Consider the following 19,500-nt stretch of genomic DNA (forward strand, 5'->3'; position numbering starts at 1 on the left):
ATTTAAATCAGTTGCTTGAGTTTTTCCGTTAGGGATTTGTTAAGCACCGCGCACTGAGGGCTTTAGCGGCCCAATCCGGCGGGGCTTTCGATACGGTCGCGCAGTTGGCTGATCGGTAGCAAGGCGTTGGGGGCGTGGCGCATCAGGGCGTGCAACGGGATCGGCGCGGGGGGGCTTACCGGGATGGCCAGCGCCTCGGGTGGGGTGCCTAGCGCCCAAAGGGCCAGTTCTCGGCCCATGGCGGTGGTCATGGCGATGCCGCGCCCGTTGCAGGCGATGCCTGCGATCAGGCCCTGGGCTGGGGTGATCAGGCGGGGCAGGAAGCTGGGCATGACGGCAGCGATGCCGGACCACTGATAGGCCAGCGACGGCAGGTCGGGCAGATCAAGCATTTGCGCCAGGCGGCGGTGGATGGTTTTTGGCACGCGGGCGTCGGCGCCAATGCCCAGAATGTGCATGCCGCCAGTGATCAGGCGGTTGGCGGCGTCGAAGCGGAAGGTGAACAGGTTGCGGCGGCTGTCCGAGACGCATTGACCGCCGGGAAGCAGCCGTTCGCGCAGGGATTGCGGCAAGGGTTCGGTGGAAATCTGGAACACTTTCAGCGGGAAGAAGCTTTGGGCGAGGCCGGGGATCAGATTATCTGCATAGGCGTTGGTGACATTGACGACGCGGGCCGCTTGGATGGTGGCGGTTTCGGTGCGGGCCTGCCAGCCTTCGGGCGTGGAGGTGAGGGTTGTGACGCGGGAGTTCTCATGCAACTGCACGCCCGCTTTCTCGGCGGCGCGGGCCAGACCTCGGGCATAGGCGACAGGGTTCAGCACGCCGCCGGAATGGTCGATCCAGCCGCCAAGCCAGCCCTGCGCGCCTGTCAAGGATTGCACGGCGGCGGCGGTTAGGAACTCGACGGGGCGGCCTTCGGCGGACCATTGGCGCACGCGGTCTTTGGCGCGGGCAAGGGCGGTGGCGGAGTGGGATGGTTGTATCCAGCCGGAACGCTGCGCATCGCAGGCGATGGCGTGACGCTGGATCAGATCGAACACCAGATCGGCGCTGGTGGCCGCCATTTGCACCAGTTGGCTGCCTTTGGCTTCACCCAAAGCGGCGCGGACGGCTTCGGGATCGACCTTGGCGAAGTTCGGCACCACGAAGCCCGCATTGCGGCCTGTGGCCCCGGAGGCGATTTGGTTCGCCTCTAGCAGCACAACCTTTAGGTCAGCCTCGGCGGCGTGCAAGGCGGTGGACAGGCCCGCGAAACCACCGCCGATCACCAGAAGATCGGCGGTGATCTCGCCTTGTGCTGGGGGGCGGCGTGGTGCGGGTGCTGCGGTGGCGTGCCAAAGGGTTGCGGGGTCTTGCATCACGAGCGGCGTTTTCCGAACAGGCCGTGTGGGCCGAAGAAGCCTTGCGGTCGCCACAGCAGGATCAGGCACAGCATGACGCCGATGGCGACGATTTGCAAAGATGCCGCGCGGGCTTGCCAATCACCGGGAACCACCGCGGCGCTGAACGCCCCTGCCCCGACCCAGATCGCCCAGACCACGACCGAGCCTAGGATTGCGCCTCGGTTGGAGCCTGATCCGCCGACCATCAGCATCGCCCAGACCTGGAAGGTCAGGGTCGGCAGATAGCCGTTGGGGGCGATGAAGCCGATGAAATGGGCTTGGACGGCTCCGGCTAGGCCCATGACGGCCCCGCCTGCGGCGAAGGCCTGGATGCGGTAGGACCGGGCGGATTTGCCGAGGGAAATTGCGGCGCGTTCGTCTTCCCGCAGGGCTTTCAGCACCCTGCCCCATGGACTGCGCGCGAGGTGCTCCAGCGCGAGGTAGACGGCGATGGTGACGGCGGCGATGACGCCGAGGTTGATGAAGTTGAACAACGCGGGTTGGTCTTGCAGGCTCGCAAAAGGGCGCGGGATGAAGGCGACGCCGAAGGGGCCTCCGGTCAGGGATTGGGCGTTGAGCGCCACCAGTTGCACGACGACGGCGACGCCGAAGGTGGTGATGGCGAGGTAGTCGGATTTCAGCCTTAGAGTGGCAAATCCGGTAAAGGCGGCGGCGGCGGCGGTGACGAGGGCTGCGGCGAGCCAGCCTGCGAGGATCGGCCAGTCAAAGCCGCCGATCCGGTCGGCTGTCTCGGGCGTGGTGAGGATGGCGGAGGTGTAGGCTCCGATCGCGACAAAGCCCGCGATGCCGACGTTGAAGAGGCCAGTTTGCCCCCATTGCAGGTTCAGGCCAAGGGTGATCAGGGCGAAAATCAAGGCGCTTGAGGTGAAAAACGCGCCGTAGCCGAGGAGGTCGATCATCTTTCAGCCCTTCCAAACAGGCCCATCGGGCGAACGAGAAGCACCGCCATCAGGATGGCGAAGGCGATCGCGGCGCGCCATTCCGCGCCGATCAGTTGCACGGCGGCGGCCTCGGACAGGCCGATGATCAGGCCGCCGAGGACGGCTCCGGGCACCGAACCGATGCCGCCGAGGATGGCAGCCGCGAACATGGGAAGCAGCAGGTCGAGGCCCATCAGCGGGCGGATTTGCACGAGGATGCCGACCATGACTCCGGCGGCGCAGGCGAGGGCCGCGCCGATGATCCATGTGGCGCGCACCACGCGGGCGGTGTCGATGCCGACGACGCGGGCCAGCGCGGGGTTCTGGCTGTAGGCGCGCATCTCGCGCCCCGTTTGGCTTCGGCTCATGAAGAAGTGCATGGCGGTGACGAGGATCACGGTGGTGGCGAGCATGACCATTTGGTCGGGGGTGATGCGGATGCCGAGGCCCACGGGGATCGCCATCTGGATGCCGCGCGAGAAGTAGGTCGGGCTGGAGGTGAAGATGAATTCGAGCAGGCTGCGCAGGGCCATGGATGCCCCGAAGGAGGCCATCACGACGATGATCGACTGGCCGCGGTCGCGCAGACGAGCGAACAGCAGCCAGTCGAGCAGCAGGGCGAGGCAGGCGGTCAGGATCATGCCAATTAGGGTGGCGGCGATCAGGGGCCAGCCGAAGGAAAGCGCGCCTATCGGGGCGGTGGTGCCGACCAAGGCTCCGATGGCGGCTGCGACGGTGAGGGTGCCATACGCGCCCCAGGCCATGAAATCACCGTGGGCGAAGTTGGAGAAGCGCAGGATGGAATAGGTCAGCGTGATGCCGATGGCACCGAGGCCGATCAGGCTGCCCGAGATCAGGCCGTCTACGATGAATTGCAGGTTCATGCGTGCCTCCGCTGGCCAAGGTAAAGCTCTGCTACCACCGGATCATCCCACAGGGTGGCGGCGCGGCCTTCGTGGGCTTCGCGGCCTTCAACCAGCACATAGGCGCGGTCACCGATGGCCAAAGCGGCGCGGGCGTTTTGTTCGACCAAGACGATGGTCAGGCCGGCGCGGCGGATTTCGTTCAGGCGGGCGAAGACCATTTCAACAAATTTTGGCGACAGGCCGGCCGAGGGTTCGTCCAGCATCAACACGCGGGGATGCACGATCAGGGCGCGGCCCACGGCCAGCATTTGACGCTGGCCACCCGAGAGGCTGCCTGCGGCGAGTTTGCGCTGGCGGGCGAGGTCTGGGAACATTGTGTAGGTCTCATCAATGCGGGCCTGCACTTCGCTGCGGGCCAGGATGCCGCCTGCGACGCGGAGGTTTTCCTCGACGGTCATCAGCGGGAAGATGTTTTCGGTTTGGGGCACGAAGGCGAGGCCTTGGCGGACGCGGAGGTGGGCGGCACCGTGGGTTATGTCGCGGCCGTCGAGCAGGACTTGGCCGCCGGTGATGGGAACAAGGCCCGCGATGGCTTTGATGAAGCTGGATTTTCCAGCACCGTTGGGGCCGAGGATCACCACGATTTCTTTCTCATCGGCGTGGATGGACGCGCCTTTGACGATGGAAAGGCCGGGCTCATAGCCTGCGATCAGGCCCCTTACGTCAAGGATGGGCACATTGGGGATGCTCATGCAGGGGTGCCTCCGAGATAGGCTTCAATGACGCGGGGGTCGCGGGCGACGTCTTCGGGGGTGCCTTGGCAGAGCATCGAACCTGAGGCCATCACGAGGATGCGGTGGCAGAGGCGGGTGACCATGTCGATGTTATGCTCGATCAGAACAAAAGTGACGCCGGTGCCGTTGATGTCACGGATGCGGTCGATCAGGACTTCCAGCAGGGTTGGGTTCACCCCGGCGGCGGGTTCATCAAGCAGCACCACCTTTGGGTCGGCCATCATCACGCGGGCGAGTTCCAGCAGTTTGCGCTGACCACCGGATAGAATGCGGGCGGGATCATCGGCCAAGCGGCGTAATTCCACGAGGTCCAACAGGCCCAAAGCCTTGTCGCGGGCGGCGCGTTCTTCGGCTGCAATGCGGCGGGGGGCGGTGAAGTTTGCCCACAGCCGTTCGCCGCTTTGATCTTGGCGGGCGAGCAGCATGTTTTCGAGCAATGAGAGTTCAGGGAACGGGCGCGGGATTTGGAAGGTGCGGCCCATGCCCCCGGCCAAGCGGCGATGGGCTGCCGATTTCGTCACATCCTGCCCCATCAGCTTGATTTGGCCGGAGGTGGCCGCAACCGACCCCGCCAGCAGGTCGAACATCGTGGTCTTGCCCGCGCCGTTCGGCCCAATCAGGCCAAGGATTTCGCCAGAGGCCACAGAGAACGACATCTGATCCACGGCAGTGACGCCGCCGAAGCGCTTAGACACATTGATCGCTTGCAAGACTGTCATGGCCACCTTGATGTTTGATCTGTGATCACACTTGATTTGATCACAGTATGGGCGTCTAATTAATTCTAGCAAGATGATTCGTGAGGTTCAGATGGCGGTTGCTGACACAGGTTTGACTCTGGCTCCGGTGGGGCGGGAAAGCGTGCAGGATCGGGTTTATACCGAACTGCGCCGCGCCTTGATCAGTGGGCTATTCGCGCCGGGGCAAGTGGTGACGATCCGGCAGTTGTCGGATGCGCTGATGACTTCAACGATGCCAGTGCGCGATGCTTTGGGACGTTTGATCAGCGAACGCGCGTTAGAGGCGCTGCCGAACCGATCAATCCGGGTGCCGCCGATGACGCTGGAGCGGATTGACGATCTGCTGCGCACGCGGATTTTGATTGAGGGTGAGGCGATTGCTTTGGCCGCCCCCCGGATGACCGCCGCCAATATCGCCATCCTGCGGGGGCTTATGGCGGAGTGGCAGGCGCTGCGATTGGACGGTGATCCGGCGACGGTGGAGCAGGAAGCGGCACTTAATCAGGCGTTTCATTTTGAGATTTACAATGCCTGCGGCTCGCCCGTGCTGATCCCGATGATCGAAAGCCTGTGGCTGCAATCGGGGCCTTGCACGCGGGCGGCAATCTTTGCGTTCTCAGAGGCTGGTGAAAGCGACTCTGCGCATTTCCATCTGTCGATGATTGAGGCTTTGGCAGCGGGCAAAGCTCAGGCCGCGCGCGAGGCTTTGGTCGCCGATATCAGCCGCCCGTTTGCATTTTTGCGCAAGAAACTTTTGTCGAAAGAGATCGCCGCATGAACACTATTCGCATCAACCACGCCGCTTCTGGTATGGATATTCTGGCGGTGTTGAACCCCGAGAAGGCTCCGGTGAACGCGGCTTTCCTGTGGCGCTATCTGGAAACCCCGCGTGTGGTGCCGGGGATACATGCGATGTGGACAGGGCCGGAGATTTCCTGCCCGATCCCAAGCGCGCATCTGGGCGATGAGCCTGCCTTGCCGCCCGAGAATGCGACGTTGCATCCGCAACCCGGCGATATTGTGCTGGCCTATGTGCCGGCGCGGATGTGGGGCGGCAACCCGGATCCGATCTTTGACATCGGGCTGTTTTATGGCCCCGGCGCGCGGATGTTGTTTCCGATTGGCTGGCTGGCGGGCTCGGTGGTGGCGCAGGTGCGCGCCGAGGACCGCGCGGCTTTGGCCGAGGCTTGCAGCAAAATCCGCCGTGCGGGCGCTTGCGAGATCACGTTTGAAAGGGCACTTTGATGGATGAGTTCGAGCTTTACGACCTGCGGGTGGAGTTGGTCGCTCCTGAAGGTGCGAAGATTTACTGCGGCAAGGTCGGCGATTGGTTTGAGCTGCATGGCGAGCAGTTGCATATGCCGCCGGGGCAAAGCTTTTCGATCTATTCGCTGTCGTCGATCCTGCCTTTGTTGCCCGCCAAGCAGCGGGTGACGCATCCGCATGACTGGATGACCTCGGATGCCGAAGTCGCCTGCCCCGATCCGCATTGCCCGTCACGGCTGCGCATCACAAGGCTGGGCAAGCGGCGGTTCTCGCATGCTGATACCACCGCCGTTCCCTTGCCTGAGGAGTCCGCAGAATGAGTGTTCCCACCCTAGAGTTGCGCCCCGGTTATACCACGTCTCGGGTGATCCGTGGCGGTTGGCAGTTGGCGGGCGGGCATGGCCCGGTGGACGGCGCGCAGCAAGTCGAGGATATGATCGCCTTCGCCGATGCCGGGATCACCAGCTTTGACTGTGCTGATATTTATACCGGGGTCGAGGAATTGATCGGGGCGTTCCGCACTGCTTACGGCAATCAGCGCGGGGCCGAGGCTTTGGCGCGGATCAAGGTGCATACCAAGCTGGTGCCGGATCTGGAGGCATTGGCGGTGGTGGACCGCGCCACCATTCGGCGCAGCGTGGAAACTTCGCTGTCGCGGTTGCGGATGGATCGGTTGGATCTGGTGCAGTTTCATTGGTGGGACTACGCGGTGCCGCGTTATCTGGAGGCGGTCGGCTGGCTGAATGAGCTGCGGCTGGAGGGCAAGGTTGATCAGATCGGCGGCACGAATTTCGACACCGCGCGGACGCTGGAGATCATCGGCGCCGGCGTGCCGTTGCTGTCGATGCAGGTGCAGTATTCGCTGCTGGATTCGCGGGCCGAGCGGTTGTTGGCGAAGGCGGCCGAGGCCCATGGCATGTGGATTTTCTGCTATGGCACGGTGGCGGGTGGGTTTTTGGGGGATCGCTGGTTGGGCGTGGCCGAGCCGGAGCATCCGTTGGAGAACCGCTCCCTCACGAAATACAAGCTGATCATTGATGATTTCGGCGGTTGGGAGTTGTTTCAGGCCCTGCTGCGGTGCCTGCGCGGGATCGCGGATCGGCATGACACCGATATTGCCACGGTGGCCAGTGCGGCGATGCTGGATCGACCTGCGGTGGCGGTGGTGATCGTGGGGGCGCGCAATCGCAGCCATCTGGCGCAGAATTTGAAGGTGGCCGGGCTGCGGCTGTCTGCGCAAGACCGCGCGGAAATCGCGGCGGTGCTGGCGCAGGGGCATGTGCCGGAAGGCGACACCTATACGTTGGAGCGTGACCGTCATGGGCGGCACGGCCAGATCATCAAATACAACCTGAATAAGGCGTCTTGAACGCCAGCGCGCGGATCAGCCTGAACCTGCGCGGATAATATAAGGCTATTCCAACAGATGAGGACGATATGAGAAAGTTACTTCTAGCCAGCGTTGCAGCCCTGATGCCGATCGGCGCGCAGGCCTGCGACATTACCGTCGGGCTGGTGCTGGAGCTGACAGGTGAGGCCGGGGCTTATGGTCAGGCCGGGGCGAAATCGGTGGAAATGGCGTTTCGCGATCTGAACGATGCGGGCGGTGTGGCGGGCTGCACACTGAAAACCGACACGCGCGATAGCCAGACGCAGGCCAACCTTGCCGTTGATGCGGCGACGCAACTGGTTCAGGTGGCCAAGGTGCCTGCGATCATTGGTGGCATCATCAGCCCAATGTCGATCCCGATCCTGACCTCGGTGACCGGGCCCGCGAAGGTGCTGCAAGTCTCACCCGCCTCGTCCTCGCCGACGCTGACGGCGCTGGGGAAAGATGGCAAAACCAATGGCGTGTTCTTCCGCACCATCACTTCGGACGCGCTGCAGGGCGTGGCTGCGGCGAAGTTCGCGATGGATCAGGGCATGAAGAAAATCGTGATCATCCATCAGAACAACGACTTCGGCGTCAATCTGGTGAAGGAGTTCACCGCGCCCTACACCGCGTTGGGCGGCACGGTGGTTTCCGTGACGCCGTATAACGCCAAGCAATCCAGCTATGCGTCAGAAGTCACGGCGGCTTTGGCGGGCGAGCCGGATGCGTTGTATCTGATCTCGGACCCGGTGGATGGGGCGACCATCGCGCGGACCTGGATTTCCCAAGGTGGCGTGCAGAAATTCCTGCTGAATGACGGCATGAACTCGGATGATTTCATCGCCGCTGTTGGTGCGGAGTATCTGGGCGGGGCCTACGGTACCTCGTCGGGCAGCGTGGCTTCGGCCTCGACCGAGTATTTCAACGCCAACTATAACGCCTTCTCGGGGCTGGACCCGGCGGCACCTGCGGCTGACCGTTCCTATGATGCGGGCGCGCTGGTGGGTCTGGCGATTGCCATCGCGGGTGGGCCGGATGCGGCGAAACTGCCGGAGGCGTTGCGCAAGGCAGTCGATCCGGCGGGCGAGGTGATTTACGCCGGTAAGGAAGAGTTTACCAAGGCTTTGGCGCTGATCAAAGAGGGCAAGGCGATCCGCTATGAAGGCGTGATTGGTCCGGTGAATTTCGACCAATACGGCGATATCTCGGGGCCGTTCCGGCTGTGGCAGATCGTTGACGGCAAAGTCACCACGATTGGCGAGATGACCACAGCGGATGTCGATGCGGTCAAGGCCGAAGTGAAGTAACTTAGCCTTTTGGGCGCGGCATTTCTGCTGCGCTCAAAGTTCGACAACACCACAAGACAAGATCGGCCCGCAGCTTGGGCCGATTTTTTTCATGCGCCCTTCCCTGCCCCGCGAAGGGTTTAAGACTGGCTTGCCGCCGACAGTTAGTAGGGTCAGGCGAGAACAGCTTTTGTTGCAGCGGCGTCAAATATCCTGAATATATCTTAAAATCAGTGACGCAGCTTAAAGGTCAGCCAAGTTGCAATCTATTATCGACCGCTTCATCCCCACCAGCGCCCTGCGCAAACTTGGCCCGCAAGACAGCCCGCGCGTGACCAATATGGAGCTGTTCTTCGATCTGGTTTATGTGTTTTCGATCATCCAACTGTCGCATTTTCTGCTCGCGCATGAAAGCTGGCTGGGCGCGTTGGAGGCGGTGACTTTGTTTGCCGCCGTGTGGTGGGCGTGGAATTACACCGCTTGGGCGACGAATTGGCTGAACCCCGATCATGCCAGCGGGCGGACGCTGATGGCCGTGCTGATGGGCTGCGCCTTGCTGATGGCGGTGGCGATGCCCGAGGCTTATGGCAGCCGGGCGGGGCTGTTCGTCGGGGCTTATGTCACCATGGCGGTGATCCGGGCGGGCTATATGGCGCTGGTGTTTCGCGGCCAAAGGATGGGGCAGAACTATGCCCAGCTTTGCGCGTGGAGTGCGATTTCCGGGCTGTTCTGGGTGGCGGGGGCAGTGCTGCCAGAGCAACGGGTTTGGCTGTGGATCGTCGCGGTGCTGTTGGATTACGCCGCACCCTATCATGGCTTCTGGCTGCCCAGGTTCGGCGCGACCCCGATGCAAAGCTGGCCCTTGCGGGGCTTGCACCTGCTGGAGCGCAATCAGCAGGTGTTCATCATCGCTTTGGGGGAATCGGTGCTGTTGCTTGGTGGCTTACTGGTGGAACACCCGCTGCAAGTCGATGTTCTCGTGGCGGCGGGGCTGGGGTTTATGTTGATCCTCAGCCTGTGGTGGATCTATTTCGTGCATCTGTCCGAGGCGGGCGAGCATGGCTTTGCCCATTCAAGCGATCACACCAAGCTGGCGCGGGCGGGGCTGGCCTATGCGCATGGCGTGATGGTTTGCGGGGCGATTGTGGTGGCCGTCGCTATTGAGATGATCGTGGCGCATCCGCTGGAGTCCGTGCATGCGCCAGTGGCGTTGATTGCCACTGCGGGTCCTGCGATCTTTCTGGCGGGCTCGGCGCTGTTTCATCGCACTATGGCGCAGAAACTGCCGTTCAGCTATCTGGCGGCGGTTTTGGGCTTGGCGGTGTGGGGCGGGCTTTGCCTGATGCTGCATCTGAATGGGCTGTGGCTTGGCGCTGGTGTGCTGGCGGTGATGCTGGCGCTGGCAAGCTTTGCGCATGGTAAAGCCGATGCATAAGGTGCCACCCATTGGCGGGCTGCGGGTGACGCTGGGCTTGCTGCTGGCGATGCTGGTTCACAACCTGATCTATCCGCTGTCGGATCTGGGTGGGGTCTGGCCTGCGCTGTTTTATATGTTCTACGGCTTGATCTTTGTGGTGGCGACTTGGGGGTTGGTGGCGGATGCGCGGATGCGCGGGCTTGCTGCGATTTGCGGAGCGGCGGTGATCGTGGCGGGGCTGTTGAACTCTTACACGCCGGGGCCTTGGACGGCGCTGGCGGTGTTTGTAAGCTCGATTGCCTATCACCTTGTAATGGGGTGGGTGCTGGCTGTGTATATCTTCCGCGCCAGCGTGGTGATGACGGATGTACTGCTGGCGGCGACCTCGATCTATCTGGTGATCGGCTCGGGGTTTGCGGCAATTTTCGCATTGATCGAATGGATCGCGCCGGGGTCGTTTGCGGTGGCTTCGGGTCAACCGATCTCTTGGCAACAGATGGTCTATTTCAGCTATGTCACGCTGACCACGGTGGGGTATGGCGATATCACGCCGCAGGGGTTTTATGCACAATCCTTCGCGATTTTTGAGGCGGTGATCGGGGTGCTTTACACCGTTATCCTGCTGTCGCGGCTGGTCGGGATGCATGCCAGCCCCAAGGCACCATAAGCGCCTTGGCGTAGCGGCAGGAGCCACGCCGGGACGATCCATAGCCCAGCACTGGCCGCCCGCAGGCTTTGCTGTTATGCTGGTGACCCTGACTGAACCGCCCCGCGCTAACTGAAAAGCCCTACATGTCTTTGCTGCCCCGATTGATCCATCTGCTTGTCGCCATCGCCCTAGTGGCGGTGCTTGGCACGGCAAGCGGATCGCCTTCGGGCAGCGGTTGTGTGAAGGCATCCGGCGTTGAGATGTGTATCGACCCTGCGTTGCGCGCGGGGGCCGAGACCTCGGGCGACCCGCTTGGCAAGAAGTGCTTCGATGCGATTTTGCTGGCCGATGTGACGTTTGGTCTGGACGGCGGATGTGTTGCGGTCTCGGACCATTTGACGCTGGCCAAGCCTATGCCAACGCAGGTGCCACCCTGGAAACCACCGCGCGTCTCTGTCTGAAAGCTGTGCTGGCCCCTTGGGGCCGAACCGATTTCAGTGCCGCCCCGGAAAGACCGGAAAGCGCGGCCTCAGGAGACATGACATGAGCAATGATACCCAAAACAGCGGCGACGTCCGCTATCTGATCCCCGCACTTGCACCGATTTACGCGCGGCTTGCGCCTTTGGCCGAGACGCTGCTGCGCGTTGTGGTCGGCGTGGCTTTCGTGATTCACGGCTGGCCGAAGATCCAGAACCCGCTGGGTGCGGTCGAGATGGTGCAAGGCATCGGATTTTATCCGGGCTGGCTTTGGGCGACGGCGTTGGCCGTGGCCGAGTTCTTTGGCGGCCTGCTGCTGATTGCTGGCCTGCTGACCCGTCCTGCCGCATTGGCCACCACCTTCGTGTTGCTGGTGACGGTGTGGTTCCACTGGGTGCATCTGGATCAGGGCTATAAAGGTGCCGAGCTTTCGATCATCTGGGCCAGCGTGACGCTGTTCTTTGCGCTGAAGGGGGCCGGGTGGTACTCGGTGGACCGTGTGATCGGACGCCAGATCTGACGCGATCTTTCTGATGGCCGCGGGCCGGATGCAGCAGCGTCCGGCCCGTTTGGCTTTTGAACCGGGCCGGTCTGCGGCCTAAAGGTAGCGGCCGCCACGCTGCAGCACTTCGATCTGATAGCCATCCGGGTCGGCGATAAAGAAGAACCTGGCGATCACTTGGCCTGCCGGAGCAAAATCGACGATCTTGCGCGGGGCAAGGCCTGCGGCGGTCAAGCGGTTGTGTTCGGCCTCAAGATCTGCGACCGACAGCGCCAGATGGCCGTAGCCGTCCCCGATGTTATAGGGTTCGGTGCGCCCGGAGTTGATGGTCAGTTCCAGCTCAAAATCGGATTCGGGGTTGCTGAGATAGACCAATGTGAAGCGGTCGAAGGGCAGACGATCCGCGACGTTCAGCCCGAAGGCTTGTTGATAGAACGCGACAGAGCGGGCCTCGTCTAGCACACGGATCATCGCATGGATGGCTTTGGCCATAAGGACTCCTCAAAATTTGGGCGGGCATTGCTGCCGCAATTTGCGGCAGCAAGCTTGGGGTTTCAATGGCTGGGTTTTAGCCCTGCCCTGCCAGCCTATGGCACGATCACCCCACGGCCTGCAAAGCGGCGGTGTTTGAAATCATCGAGGGCTTGGTTGATGTTGTCCAAGCTGTATTCGGCATAGTGCATCTTGACCTTGCCGTCGGCGTTCAGCTCCATCAGTTCGACCAGTTCGGTGTAGTTGCCAACCAATGAGCCGCCGATGTTGATTTCGTTGATCACCAGATGCGCGGTGGGCACTTCGATCTTGCCGCCGTAGCCGATCATGATCAGCTCGCCGCCGGGGCGCACCATCTTCCAGCACAGGTTTTCGACGCCGAGTTCACCGACGAAATCCATCACCACCTGCGCGCCGCCGCCGGTGATTTGCTTGATTTCCTCGATGATATTCGGGCCACCATCCAGCACGAAATCCGCGCCGAGGTCTTTGCACAGCTGGCGGGCTGCTGGTTCACGGTCGACCGCGATGATGCGGCAGCCCGAGATTTCATGCAGGCATTGCAGGGCGATATGGCCGAGGCCCCCTACCCCGACTATCACGCAATAAGCGCCGGGGCGCAGGGCTTTGGCGGCTTTTTTCGCCGCCCGATAGGCGGTGATGCCAGCGTCGGCCATTGGTGCCACATCGAGCGGCGTGATGTTGGGGTTCAGTTTGATCAGGCTGCGCTCGGAGGTCAGGAAGTATTCGGCAAAGCCGCCGTCCAGCCCGAGGCCCGGAAACAGGCTGTGTTCGCAGTGCATGTCATCGCCGTAGCGGCAGGACAGGCAGATGCCGCAGGTGCGGTGCGGATGGCAGATCACCGTATCGCCGGGTTTCACCGAGGTGACGCCCGAGCCGACATCCTCGACCCAACCGGCGTTTTCGTGGCCCATGATATAGGGCAGCAGGTTGCCGCCCTGATCCATGATGTCTTTCCACACGCCTTCGATGATGTGCAGATCGGTGCGGCAGAGGCCCGCAGCCCCGACTTTAACGATCACATCATTCGGCCCCATGATGGTGGGGGCTTTGACGGTTTCGATCTTCAACTGGACGTTCATCGCGGGGTCGTATTCGTAAAGTCTTGCGGCTTTCATGGCGCAGCCCTTTCCTGATTTCTAATGGTCAACCAATCACTTACGGCCCAGCTTTTCGGCCCCGCCACCCAAGGCAGCGCCTGCGGTCGGGTCTTCATCCTCGGCCAGATCGGCGATCAGGGTTTCGGTGGTCAGGATCAGCGTCGCGACGGAAGCTGCATTCATCAGCGCTGAATAGGTCACACGCACCGGGTCGATCACGCCGGATTTCATCAGATCCTGATAGATTCCGGTGGCGGCGTTGTAGCCGTGATCGCCATGCAGCGCGCAGACCTTGCGCACCACGTCATTGGGTTCAGCACCTGCGTTAAAGGCGATGCGGGCCAGCGGCAGGGTCAGAACCGATTGCACCAACTCGATGCCGCGGCGCACATCGCCCTGCTCGGCCAGCGCCAGTTCGGCCAGCGAGGGCGCAATCCGCGCCAGTGCCACGCCACCGCCGACCAGAACGCCTTCGTCTGATGCAGCGCGCACGGCGTTCAAGGAGTCCTCGATCAGTTGGATGGTGCGTTTTTGCTCCACTGGCGTAACGCCGCCCGCGAAGATCGTCGCGGTGCCGCCGCAGAGTTTGGCGAGGCGCTCTTGCAGCTTGTCCTTGTCGACGTTGGGAGGGGCGACTTCGTATAGGCGCTGCACTTGCGCGCGGCGGGCGGCGATGGCTTGCGGATCGCCATTGCCGCGAATGATCATGGTGTCGGAGTTGGTCGCCTCAACCCGTTCCGCAGACCCCATATCCAGGCGGGTAATGTTTTCCAGACTGTCTCCCAGATCGCGGGCCAGAACCTTGCCGCCGGTCAGGATCGCCAGATCCTCCATCATATTGCGGCGCCAGTGGCCGAATTCTGGCGGATGCACCACGAGGAATTTGCCGGGGCCGTCTTTGCCCAGAAGGGTCAGCAGCACCTCGGGCGAGGTTTCTTCACTGATGATCACCAGCGGGCGGCCATCCTCGGCGGCAATCGCCTTGGCGGCATCCAACTGGCTGGCGGTCTTCATCTTGATATCGGTCAGCACGATATAGGGGTTCAGCACCACGGCGCGCATCGCATCGAGATCGGTGACCATGTGATGCGAAATATAGCCGCGATCAAAGGCCATGCCGTCAACCACCTGCAGGGTTGAGGTGTTGCCGGTGCCGTAATCGGTGGAAATCACGCCTTGCGCGCCGACGCGGCGGAAGGCTTCGGCGACCAGTTCGCCCAGTTCGGTGCTGGAGGCCGAGATTTTGGCGACCGCCGACAGCACGGCGTGATCTTTGACGGGCTTGGCCGCAGCGCGGAGGGCATGGGTGGTAGCCTCTACCGCCATCGCGATGCCACGGCACAGATCGACGGGCTTCGCGCCCTTGTCGATCAGCACCACGCCGGATTGGATCATGCCATTGGCCAGCACAATCGAGGTGGTGGTGCCGTCGCCTGCCACGTCATTGGTCTGCATTGAGACTTCGCGCACCACCTGCGCGCCCATGTTCTCAAAGCGGTCGAACAACTCTATTTCCGAGGCAATCGAGACGCCATCGCGGCTGATCAAAGGCGTGCCCATCGGGCGATCAATCATCGCGTTCATGCCCATCGGGCCGAGTGTGGCTTCAACCGCCGCCGACAGTTTCTGCACGCCATGCGCCAAGGCGCGGCGGGCGTCGTTACCGTGGATCATGATCTTGGGCATAGTTCCTCCTTCGGCCAAAGCCGGATTTTGCAGTGTTTTTGGGATCGCCTGTCAGCGGCAGGCGTGCGTCGGGGTATGGGTCGTGAAATCGACCAGAACCGGGATATCGCCGGACAGATCGGCCTCTTGGTAGCGGCTGCGTTTCAAGCCCCGGCAAAGCGAGCCGGAGAATTCCATGTTGATCCTGACCGCGCGCAGCAGGTCCATATACTGCGGGTAATCGTCAATTCTGGTGCCCTGATAGGTGGGGAACGCCAGATCGCGCGGGCTGGGAGCGAGGTGTTTTTCGTCGAGGATCGCGAGGTAGCGGGCTTTTTGACGGACAGCATCGGGGTCGGCAAACTCGGCGATTTCGACAAGCGCACGCGGCATGGTCAGGATTTCATTGGGCAGGAAACCCATGGCGAGCATCGCTTTGATCACCACTTCCTGCCGACGCTGGAACGCCTTGATGTCGAACTTCTCCCGCAGCGCAGCAAGGTTTTCATCAGGGTGGAGTTCGGCAAACACCGCGCCGAAACTGGCCCCGGCGTTGACGGCGGCGTTCATTTCCTCGGCGGCCATGTGGTCTTGCAGCGTCACCACGGCCTGACCGACCCAAGGCAGGGTTTCGATCTGACGCTTGATACCCTCAGCCATCAGGAAGGCGAAGTTGGGCGAACACCAGTAGGTTGGCAGGCGGAAGCTGACATGCACCGTAGAGATGTTCTGATCAGGGGGGCTGGTGATCGACACCGCCTCGATAAAGCCCATGTCGGTCACGGGTTCATCGAGTTCGGGGTCCATCACCAGATCAAGCCGCGCCCACACTTGTTCCAATGGGGCTTGGTTTAACGGGGCGTCATCCAAGACGAAAGGTGTGGGCGCGGTCATGGTCATCACTCGGCTGCGATAGAGATCGGATGCGCGGCAAATTCGGCTTTGCGCGCAGCGACGTCGATGTTGTAGAGCCGCGCCGCGTTCAGGCCGAGGATCTTTTCCTTGATCTCATCGGTCAGTTGCACGCCGCCGCGTTCCGCCGAGATGTCTTCCGGGATCTGGAAGGCCCACAGCTTTTCGACCAGCCATTTCGGCGTCCAGATCGCATAGTCCGAGCCGAACAGGATCTTCTCTGGCCCAAGCCAGAACAACAGTTCAGCCATGATCTCGCCAAAATAGCGCGGGCGGGAATGGATGAACGGCAGGGCCACGGCAAGGCCCGCATAGACATTGGTTTCCTGCGTGGCGATCCAGCAGAAATCATCCAGACGCGGCAGGCCGCAATGCTCGACAATCCAGTTGAGGTTCTGGAAATCCGTCGCGGCATAGTCCACATCATGCACATCAAACGCATCCTTGCTGAGCGGGATGATCGTCGGGCCCTTGTGCACATGGATGTTCTTGATCCCGAGCTTGTCGCACAGCTCGAAGCATTTATACGCCGCCGGATCGTTCAGCCGCCAGCCTTTCGAGGCCCCATTCCACTCGGCGGTGTACATTTTCACCCCCTTAATGTCATAGGTCTCTTTCATGAAGTGGATGTATTCCAAGGCCTTTTCGCCGTCGCGCGGATCAAAGGCGCCGTTGACGATGAAACGGTTGGGATATTTCTTGGCGATTTCGCTGGTGCGCTTGATGCAGCCAAAGCCGGTCTTGTAGAAGTCGCTCAGCGAGGTGGTCTGGAAGATGGCGATGTCGTCGGGCCCGTCGATGAACAGGTCATTGTAAAGTTCATCTGCGCTGTATTTCTCGAACTTCGACTTCTGCCAAAGCTGCTCTTTCGGGGAAAGGCCGGTATGGTAGGCATAGAAGCAGTCGATGAACTGCTTGCCGTGGATGTTTTTCTGATTTTCCGGGCTGCCGTCCCAGAAATGGGCGTGGCCATCGACCACGAAAATCTCTTTGCCTTCGGGGGTTACATACATCTTCGTTGCCTTTGGGAATGGGTTGAAAGGGGGTGCGAGGTTGCCCCCGCACCGGATTTTCAGATGTATTCGAGCATCTCGTTCATATCGCCGAACAGGATCACCGTGTTGTCGTCGGTGCGCACCATGCGGCCATAGTGGGTCGAGGAATTCACCTCGAACAACTCGGCGGTCATTTCGCGGCCCAAGAATTCGCTGATCTCATCCATTTTGAAGATCAGCTTGCCGGAACCATCAATGCGGATCAGCGCGGGGTTATACGTCACCGTCACCCCCGGCTTTTGATCCATGAATTCGGCGATGGCGCGGGCCTCGACCGAATCTGACATGGTGACACCGCATTGATGCGAAACGGTTTTATCAAAGGTGATGTCCTTCATCGCCTTGAAGATGTTGTCGTGCGAATTGTCGCGTGCAACGTTTGACATGGGACTTCCTTTCAGCGGGACAGGGAAACTTCGCCGAGGATCTTGGCGAAACGTTCTTCGGAAACGGCGCGCGCTTCTTCAAAGCTGATCGGCTTGGAATGCGGCTTTGACCAGATCGGCTGCAACTGACGGGCGGCCTTGTCGGCCAGTGCGCCATGCTTTTTGACCCAGGATTGAAACAGCGTGCGGTTTTGCGCGCCGAACTTTTCGTCATTGGCCAGAAGCCAGATCAGGTCGATGGCATTGGCGAGGTTACGCTCGTAATCGCCTTCTGCCGCCGCGATCACCGAAGGCGTCATGAAGTCGTTGTTGGCAGCACCGAACTGCATCAGGAAGCCCGAGCGGAACAGCTCACCAACCAGTGGTTCGAACACCAGATTGATCGCGAAATACTGTTCGAGATAATCTTCGGTGCCCATGATGGTTTCGACGGCTTCGCGGGTGCCTTGCCACATCGGGTCTTCCAACCAGCCGGTTTTGCCCGCCTCGTCATCCCAGCCGGCAATATCCATACCGATCTCGGCCAGATACAGCGTGATGTCCTGCGACAGCCGCAGTTTGTACGACGAATTGGTCAGCGTCGCGTTGTTGATCATCTGGGTGTAGCCCTGACGCTGCGCTTGCATCAGCGCACAGCCCAAGCCGAATTCGGCGTGTTTCCACGCACCCAGATGCTTTTGCAGGGTCTTGCCCCAAGCGGCATCAAACACCAGTTGCGCGCCGGATTTGCGACCATTGGCGATCACCGCCTGCACCATCACTTCGATGCGCGACTGGCGCTGGTAATGCGTACGTTCCCATTCCTGATCGGGGGCGCGGAAGGCGTGCCAGTTGCTGCTTTGCGCCTTGGTGTTGCCCTTTTCATAGGCCCCGCGACCATCCGGGAACGCGATGATCCAATCCTGAATCAGGTAGCGTTCGGGGTCGGGCTGCACGTCAACCGTGACGTCTTCGTAATGGGTGGCGCGCTTGGCGCGGGGCTCAAAGTAGCGGTAGCGGCGGCTTTCGCTGTCGGCGAAAATCGCGGCCCCTGCGGCGCCTGAGCCAACCGAGCTTGATGTGGCAACCATGTCTCTCTCCCTTGTGGTGGGTTTTAACCCTTTGGTATCAATGCGCTTTGATCGGCGCGGGTGCGGTGGACGGGGTGAACTTGTCGTAGAAGGTGCGCTCGGGGTCGAAATCGAGCATGAACAGAACCGGGCTGAGCGCGTCGATCATCGGCGGTGGACCGCAGGCGTAAGCATCGCCGTCTTCGATGCCCAATCGCTTGAGTTCGCTGCCAACCACCTGATGCACAAAGCCCTGCGCGCCGTGCCAATCGGGATCATCGCTGGCGTGTGACAGAACCGGGGTGAAGCTGATTTCCGGGTGGGCGGCGGTGATGGCCGCGATCTGCGGCAGGTAGAACAGATCAGTCTGGGTGCGGGCACCGTAGAAGAAATGAACCGGACGCTTTTCGCCGCTGGCGATGTGGTCATGCAGGATCGACCAGATCGGCGACATGCCCGAACCTGCGGCGACCAGCACTATCGGCCCTGTCCGTCCTTCACGGCGGAAGCAGGTGCCGTAGGGTCCGCGCACGGTGACGGCGGCTCCGACTTCGATACCGCCTGCGTCGAGTTCATTGCTGAACTTTCCGTCAGGGTATTTTTTGATGATGAACCGGAGTTTTTGGGTTTCGTCCGGCGTATTTGCCATGGAGAACGAGCGCGTAATCTCCTCCCCATCTTTGGTTCTGACGGTGATGTCGACATATTGCCCGGCCCAAAATTTGATCGGCGTTTCGATGTCTATTTCGATGGCCCGGATGTCATGCGTCAGGTTGGATTTGGCCGTGATCTTCCCCTTAAAGTCTTTGACCGCAATGGATTTCGACAGCAGTTCCTCGTCGAAATTCAACAGCTCGATGGTCAGATCGTCTTGCGCAAGGGACCGGCACAGCAGGATGCCGCCCTGTTCGCGTTCACCATCCGACAAGGCGAAGGTGGAGTATTTCAACAGTTCGACCTCGCCTTCGGTAAGGTTGCATTTGCAAGCCGAACATTGGCCTTCCTTGCAGCCATGCGGCAGCGAAATGCCCTGACGGAAGGCGGCGTCCAGCACGGTCTCGCCGGTTGCCACTTCGAATTCGACCCCGACGGGTTCCAATCGAACGGTGAAGGTTTCTGACATCTG

At 61.2% G+C, this 19,500-nt stretch carries 22 protein-coding genes; 9 read left to right on the plus strand and 13 right to left on the minus strand.

The features are described 5' to 3' along the window. Nucleotides 1-62 precede the first annotated feature (62 nt). Genes U1A24_RS09085 through U1A24_RS09105 form a run of 5 tightly spaced genes read right to left on the minus strand, consistent with a single transcriptional unit; the run spans nt 63 to nt 4,702 of the window. On the minus strand, nt 63-1,358 hold the full coding sequence (locus U1A24_RS09085; protein WP_322321661.1) for an FAD-dependent oxidoreductase: 1,296 nt from the start codon (nt 1,356-1,358) through the stop codon (nt 63-65). After that, nucleotides 1,358-2,302, minus strand: coding sequence for a branched-chain amino acid ABC transporter permease (locus U1A24_RS09090; protein ID WP_322321662.1), 945 nt, complete (start codon nt 2,300-2,302; stop codon nt 1,358-1,360). The genes U1A24_RS09085 and U1A24_RS09090 overlap by 1 nt, the downstream gene beginning before the upstream one ends. Next, on the minus strand, nt 2,299-3,207 hold the full coding sequence (locus tag U1A24_RS09095; protein ID WP_322321663.1) for a branched-chain amino acid ABC transporter permease: 909 nt from the start codon (nt 3,205-3,207) through the stop codon (nt 2,299-2,301). Before U1A24_RS09095 ends, U1A24_RS09090 begins: the two co-directional genes overlap by 4 nt. Further along, nucleotides 3,204-3,941 (minus strand): ABC transporter ATP-binding protein, encoded by a 738-nt coding sequence (locus tag U1A24_RS09100; protein ID WP_322321664.1) that lies wholly within the window; start codon nt 3,939-3,941, stop codon nt 3,204-3,206. Before U1A24_RS09100 ends, U1A24_RS09095 begins: the two co-directional genes overlap by 4 nt. Next, nucleotides 3,938-4,702 (minus strand): ABC transporter ATP-binding protein, encoded by a 765-nt coding sequence (locus U1A24_RS09105; protein WP_322321665.1) that lies wholly within the window; start codon nt 4,700-4,702, stop codon nt 3,938-3,940. Before U1A24_RS09105 ends, U1A24_RS09100 begins: the two co-directional genes overlap by 4 nt. Before the next feature lie 91 nt (nt 4,703-4,793). On the opposite strand from U1A24_RS09105, the gene U1A24_RS09110 reads away from it, so the two are divergent. The 9 genes from U1A24_RS09110 (at nt 4,794) to U1A24_RS09150 (ending at nt 11,712) form a co-directional block, all read left to right on the plus strand. Further along, entirely contained in the window at nt 4,794-5,501 is a 708-nt protein-coding gene (locus tag U1A24_RS09110) for a GntR family transcriptional regulator (RefSeq protein ID WP_322321666.1), read from the plus strand. Continuing rightward, nucleotides 5,498-5,968 (plus strand): DUF3830 family protein, encoded by a 471-nt coding sequence (locus U1A24_RS09115; RefSeq protein WP_322321667.1) that lies wholly within the window; start codon nt 5,498-5,500, stop codon nt 5,966-5,968. Before U1A24_RS09110 ends, U1A24_RS09115 begins: the two co-directional genes overlap by 4 nt. Beyond that, nucleotides 5,968-6,309, plus strand: a complete 342-nt coding sequence (locus U1A24_RS09120) for a TIGR04076 family protein (RefSeq protein WP_322321668.1) — start codon at nt 5,968-5,970, stop codon at nt 6,307-6,309. Before U1A24_RS09115 ends, U1A24_RS09120 begins: the two co-directional genes overlap by 1 nt. Then, a complete protein-coding gene (locus U1A24_RS09125; protein WP_322321669.1) occupies nt 6,306-7,358 on the plus strand; it encodes an aldo/keto reductase in 1,053 nt (350 codons plus the stop codon). The genes U1A24_RS09120 and U1A24_RS09125 overlap by 4 nt, the downstream gene beginning before the upstream one ends. A gap of 68 nt (nt 7,359-7,426) precedes the next feature. Continuing rightward, nucleotides 7,427-8,668: an ABC transporter substrate-binding protein gene (locus U1A24_RS09130; protein WP_322321670.1), complete on the plus strand. Its 1,242-nt coding sequence runs from the start codon at nt 7,427-7,429 to the stop codon at nt 8,666-8,668. A gap of 238 nt (nt 8,669-8,906) precedes the next feature. Further along, a complete protein-coding gene (locus U1A24_RS09135) occupies nt 8,907-10,082 on the plus strand; it encodes a low temperature requirement protein A (protein ID WP_322321671.1) in 1,176 nt (391 codons plus the stop codon). Continuing rightward, entirely contained in the window at nt 10,063-10,731 is a 669-nt protein-coding gene (locus U1A24_RS09140; RefSeq protein WP_322321672.1) for a potassium channel family protein, read from the plus strand. Before U1A24_RS09135 ends, U1A24_RS09140 begins: the two co-directional genes overlap by 20 nt. 125 nt (nt 10,732-10,856) lie before the next feature. Continuing rightward, the gene (locus U1A24_RS09145; protein WP_322321673.1) at nt 10,857-11,174 is read left to right on the plus strand and encodes a hypothetical protein; all 318 of its coding nucleotides are present in this window, start codon (nt 10,857-10,859) and stop codon (nt 11,172-11,174) included. A gap of 82 nt (nt 11,175-11,256) precedes the next feature. Next, a complete protein-coding gene (locus U1A24_RS09150) occupies nt 11,257-11,712 on the plus strand; it encodes a DoxX family protein (RefSeq protein ID WP_322321674.1) in 456 nt (151 codons plus the stop codon). A 78-nt stretch (nt 11,713-11,790) separates the two neighbouring features. Here U1A24_RS09150 and U1A24_RS09155 read toward each other — a convergent pair whose 3' ends face one another. The 8 genes from U1A24_RS09155 to U1A24_RS09190 all read right to left on the minus strand — a co-directional run bounded on the left by U1A24_RS09155 (nt 11,791) and on the right by U1A24_RS09190 (nt 19,497). Continuing rightward, on the minus strand, nt 11,791-12,186 hold the full coding sequence (locus tag U1A24_RS09155) for a VOC family protein (RefSeq protein ID WP_322321675.1): 396 nt from the start codon (nt 12,184-12,186) through the stop codon (nt 11,791-11,793). A 95-nt stretch (nt 12,187-12,281) separates the two neighbouring features. Further along, nucleotides 12,282-13,325 (minus strand): NAD(P)-dependent alcohol dehydrogenase, encoded by a 1,044-nt coding sequence (locus tag U1A24_RS09160; protein ID WP_322321676.1) that lies wholly within the window; start codon nt 13,323-13,325, stop codon nt 12,282-12,284. A 36-nt stretch (nt 13,326-13,361) separates the two neighbouring features. Further along, entirely contained in the window at nt 13,362-14,993 is a 1,632-nt protein-coding gene (locus tag U1A24_RS09165) for a molecular chaperone GroEL (RefSeq protein WP_322321677.1), read from the minus strand. Nucleotides 14,994-15,044: 51 nt separating this feature from the next. After that, nucleotides 15,045-15,872, minus strand: coding sequence for an iron-sulfur cluster assembly protein (locus U1A24_RS09170; protein WP_322321678.1), 828 nt, complete (start codon nt 15,870-15,872; stop codon nt 15,045-15,047). Then, entirely contained in the window at nt 15,872-16,897 is a 1,026-nt protein-coding gene (locus U1A24_RS09175) for an amidohydrolase family protein (RefSeq protein WP_322321679.1), read from the minus strand. The genes U1A24_RS09170 and U1A24_RS09175 overlap by 1 nt, the downstream gene beginning before the upstream one ends. 59 nt (nt 16,898-16,956) lie before the next feature. Beyond that, on the minus strand, nt 16,957-17,325 hold the full coding sequence (locus U1A24_RS09180) for an MmoB/DmpM family protein (protein WP_322321680.1): 369 nt from the start codon (nt 17,323-17,325) through the stop codon (nt 16,957-16,959). 11 nt (nt 17,326-17,336) lie between these two features. Beyond that, nucleotides 17,337-18,395 carry an aromatic/alkene monooxygenase hydroxylase subunit beta gene (locus tag U1A24_RS09185; protein ID WP_322321681.1) on the minus strand — a complete coding sequence of 353 codons (1,059 nt, stop codon included), beginning with the start codon at nt 18,393-18,395 and terminating at the stop codon, nt 17,337-17,339. A gap of 37 nt (nt 18,396-18,432) precedes the next feature. After that, nucleotides 18,433-19,497 (minus strand): 2Fe-2S iron-sulfur cluster binding domain-containing protein, encoded by a 1,065-nt coding sequence (locus tag U1A24_RS09190; protein ID WP_322321683.1) that lies wholly within the window; start codon nt 19,495-19,497, stop codon nt 18,433-18,435. Nucleotides 19,498-19,500 lie beyond the last annotated feature (3 nt).

The organism is Cypionkella sp. (assembly GCF_034376685.1).
GTDB lineage: Bacteria > Pseudomonadota > Alphaproteobacteria > Rhodobacterales > Rhodobacteraceae > Cypionkella.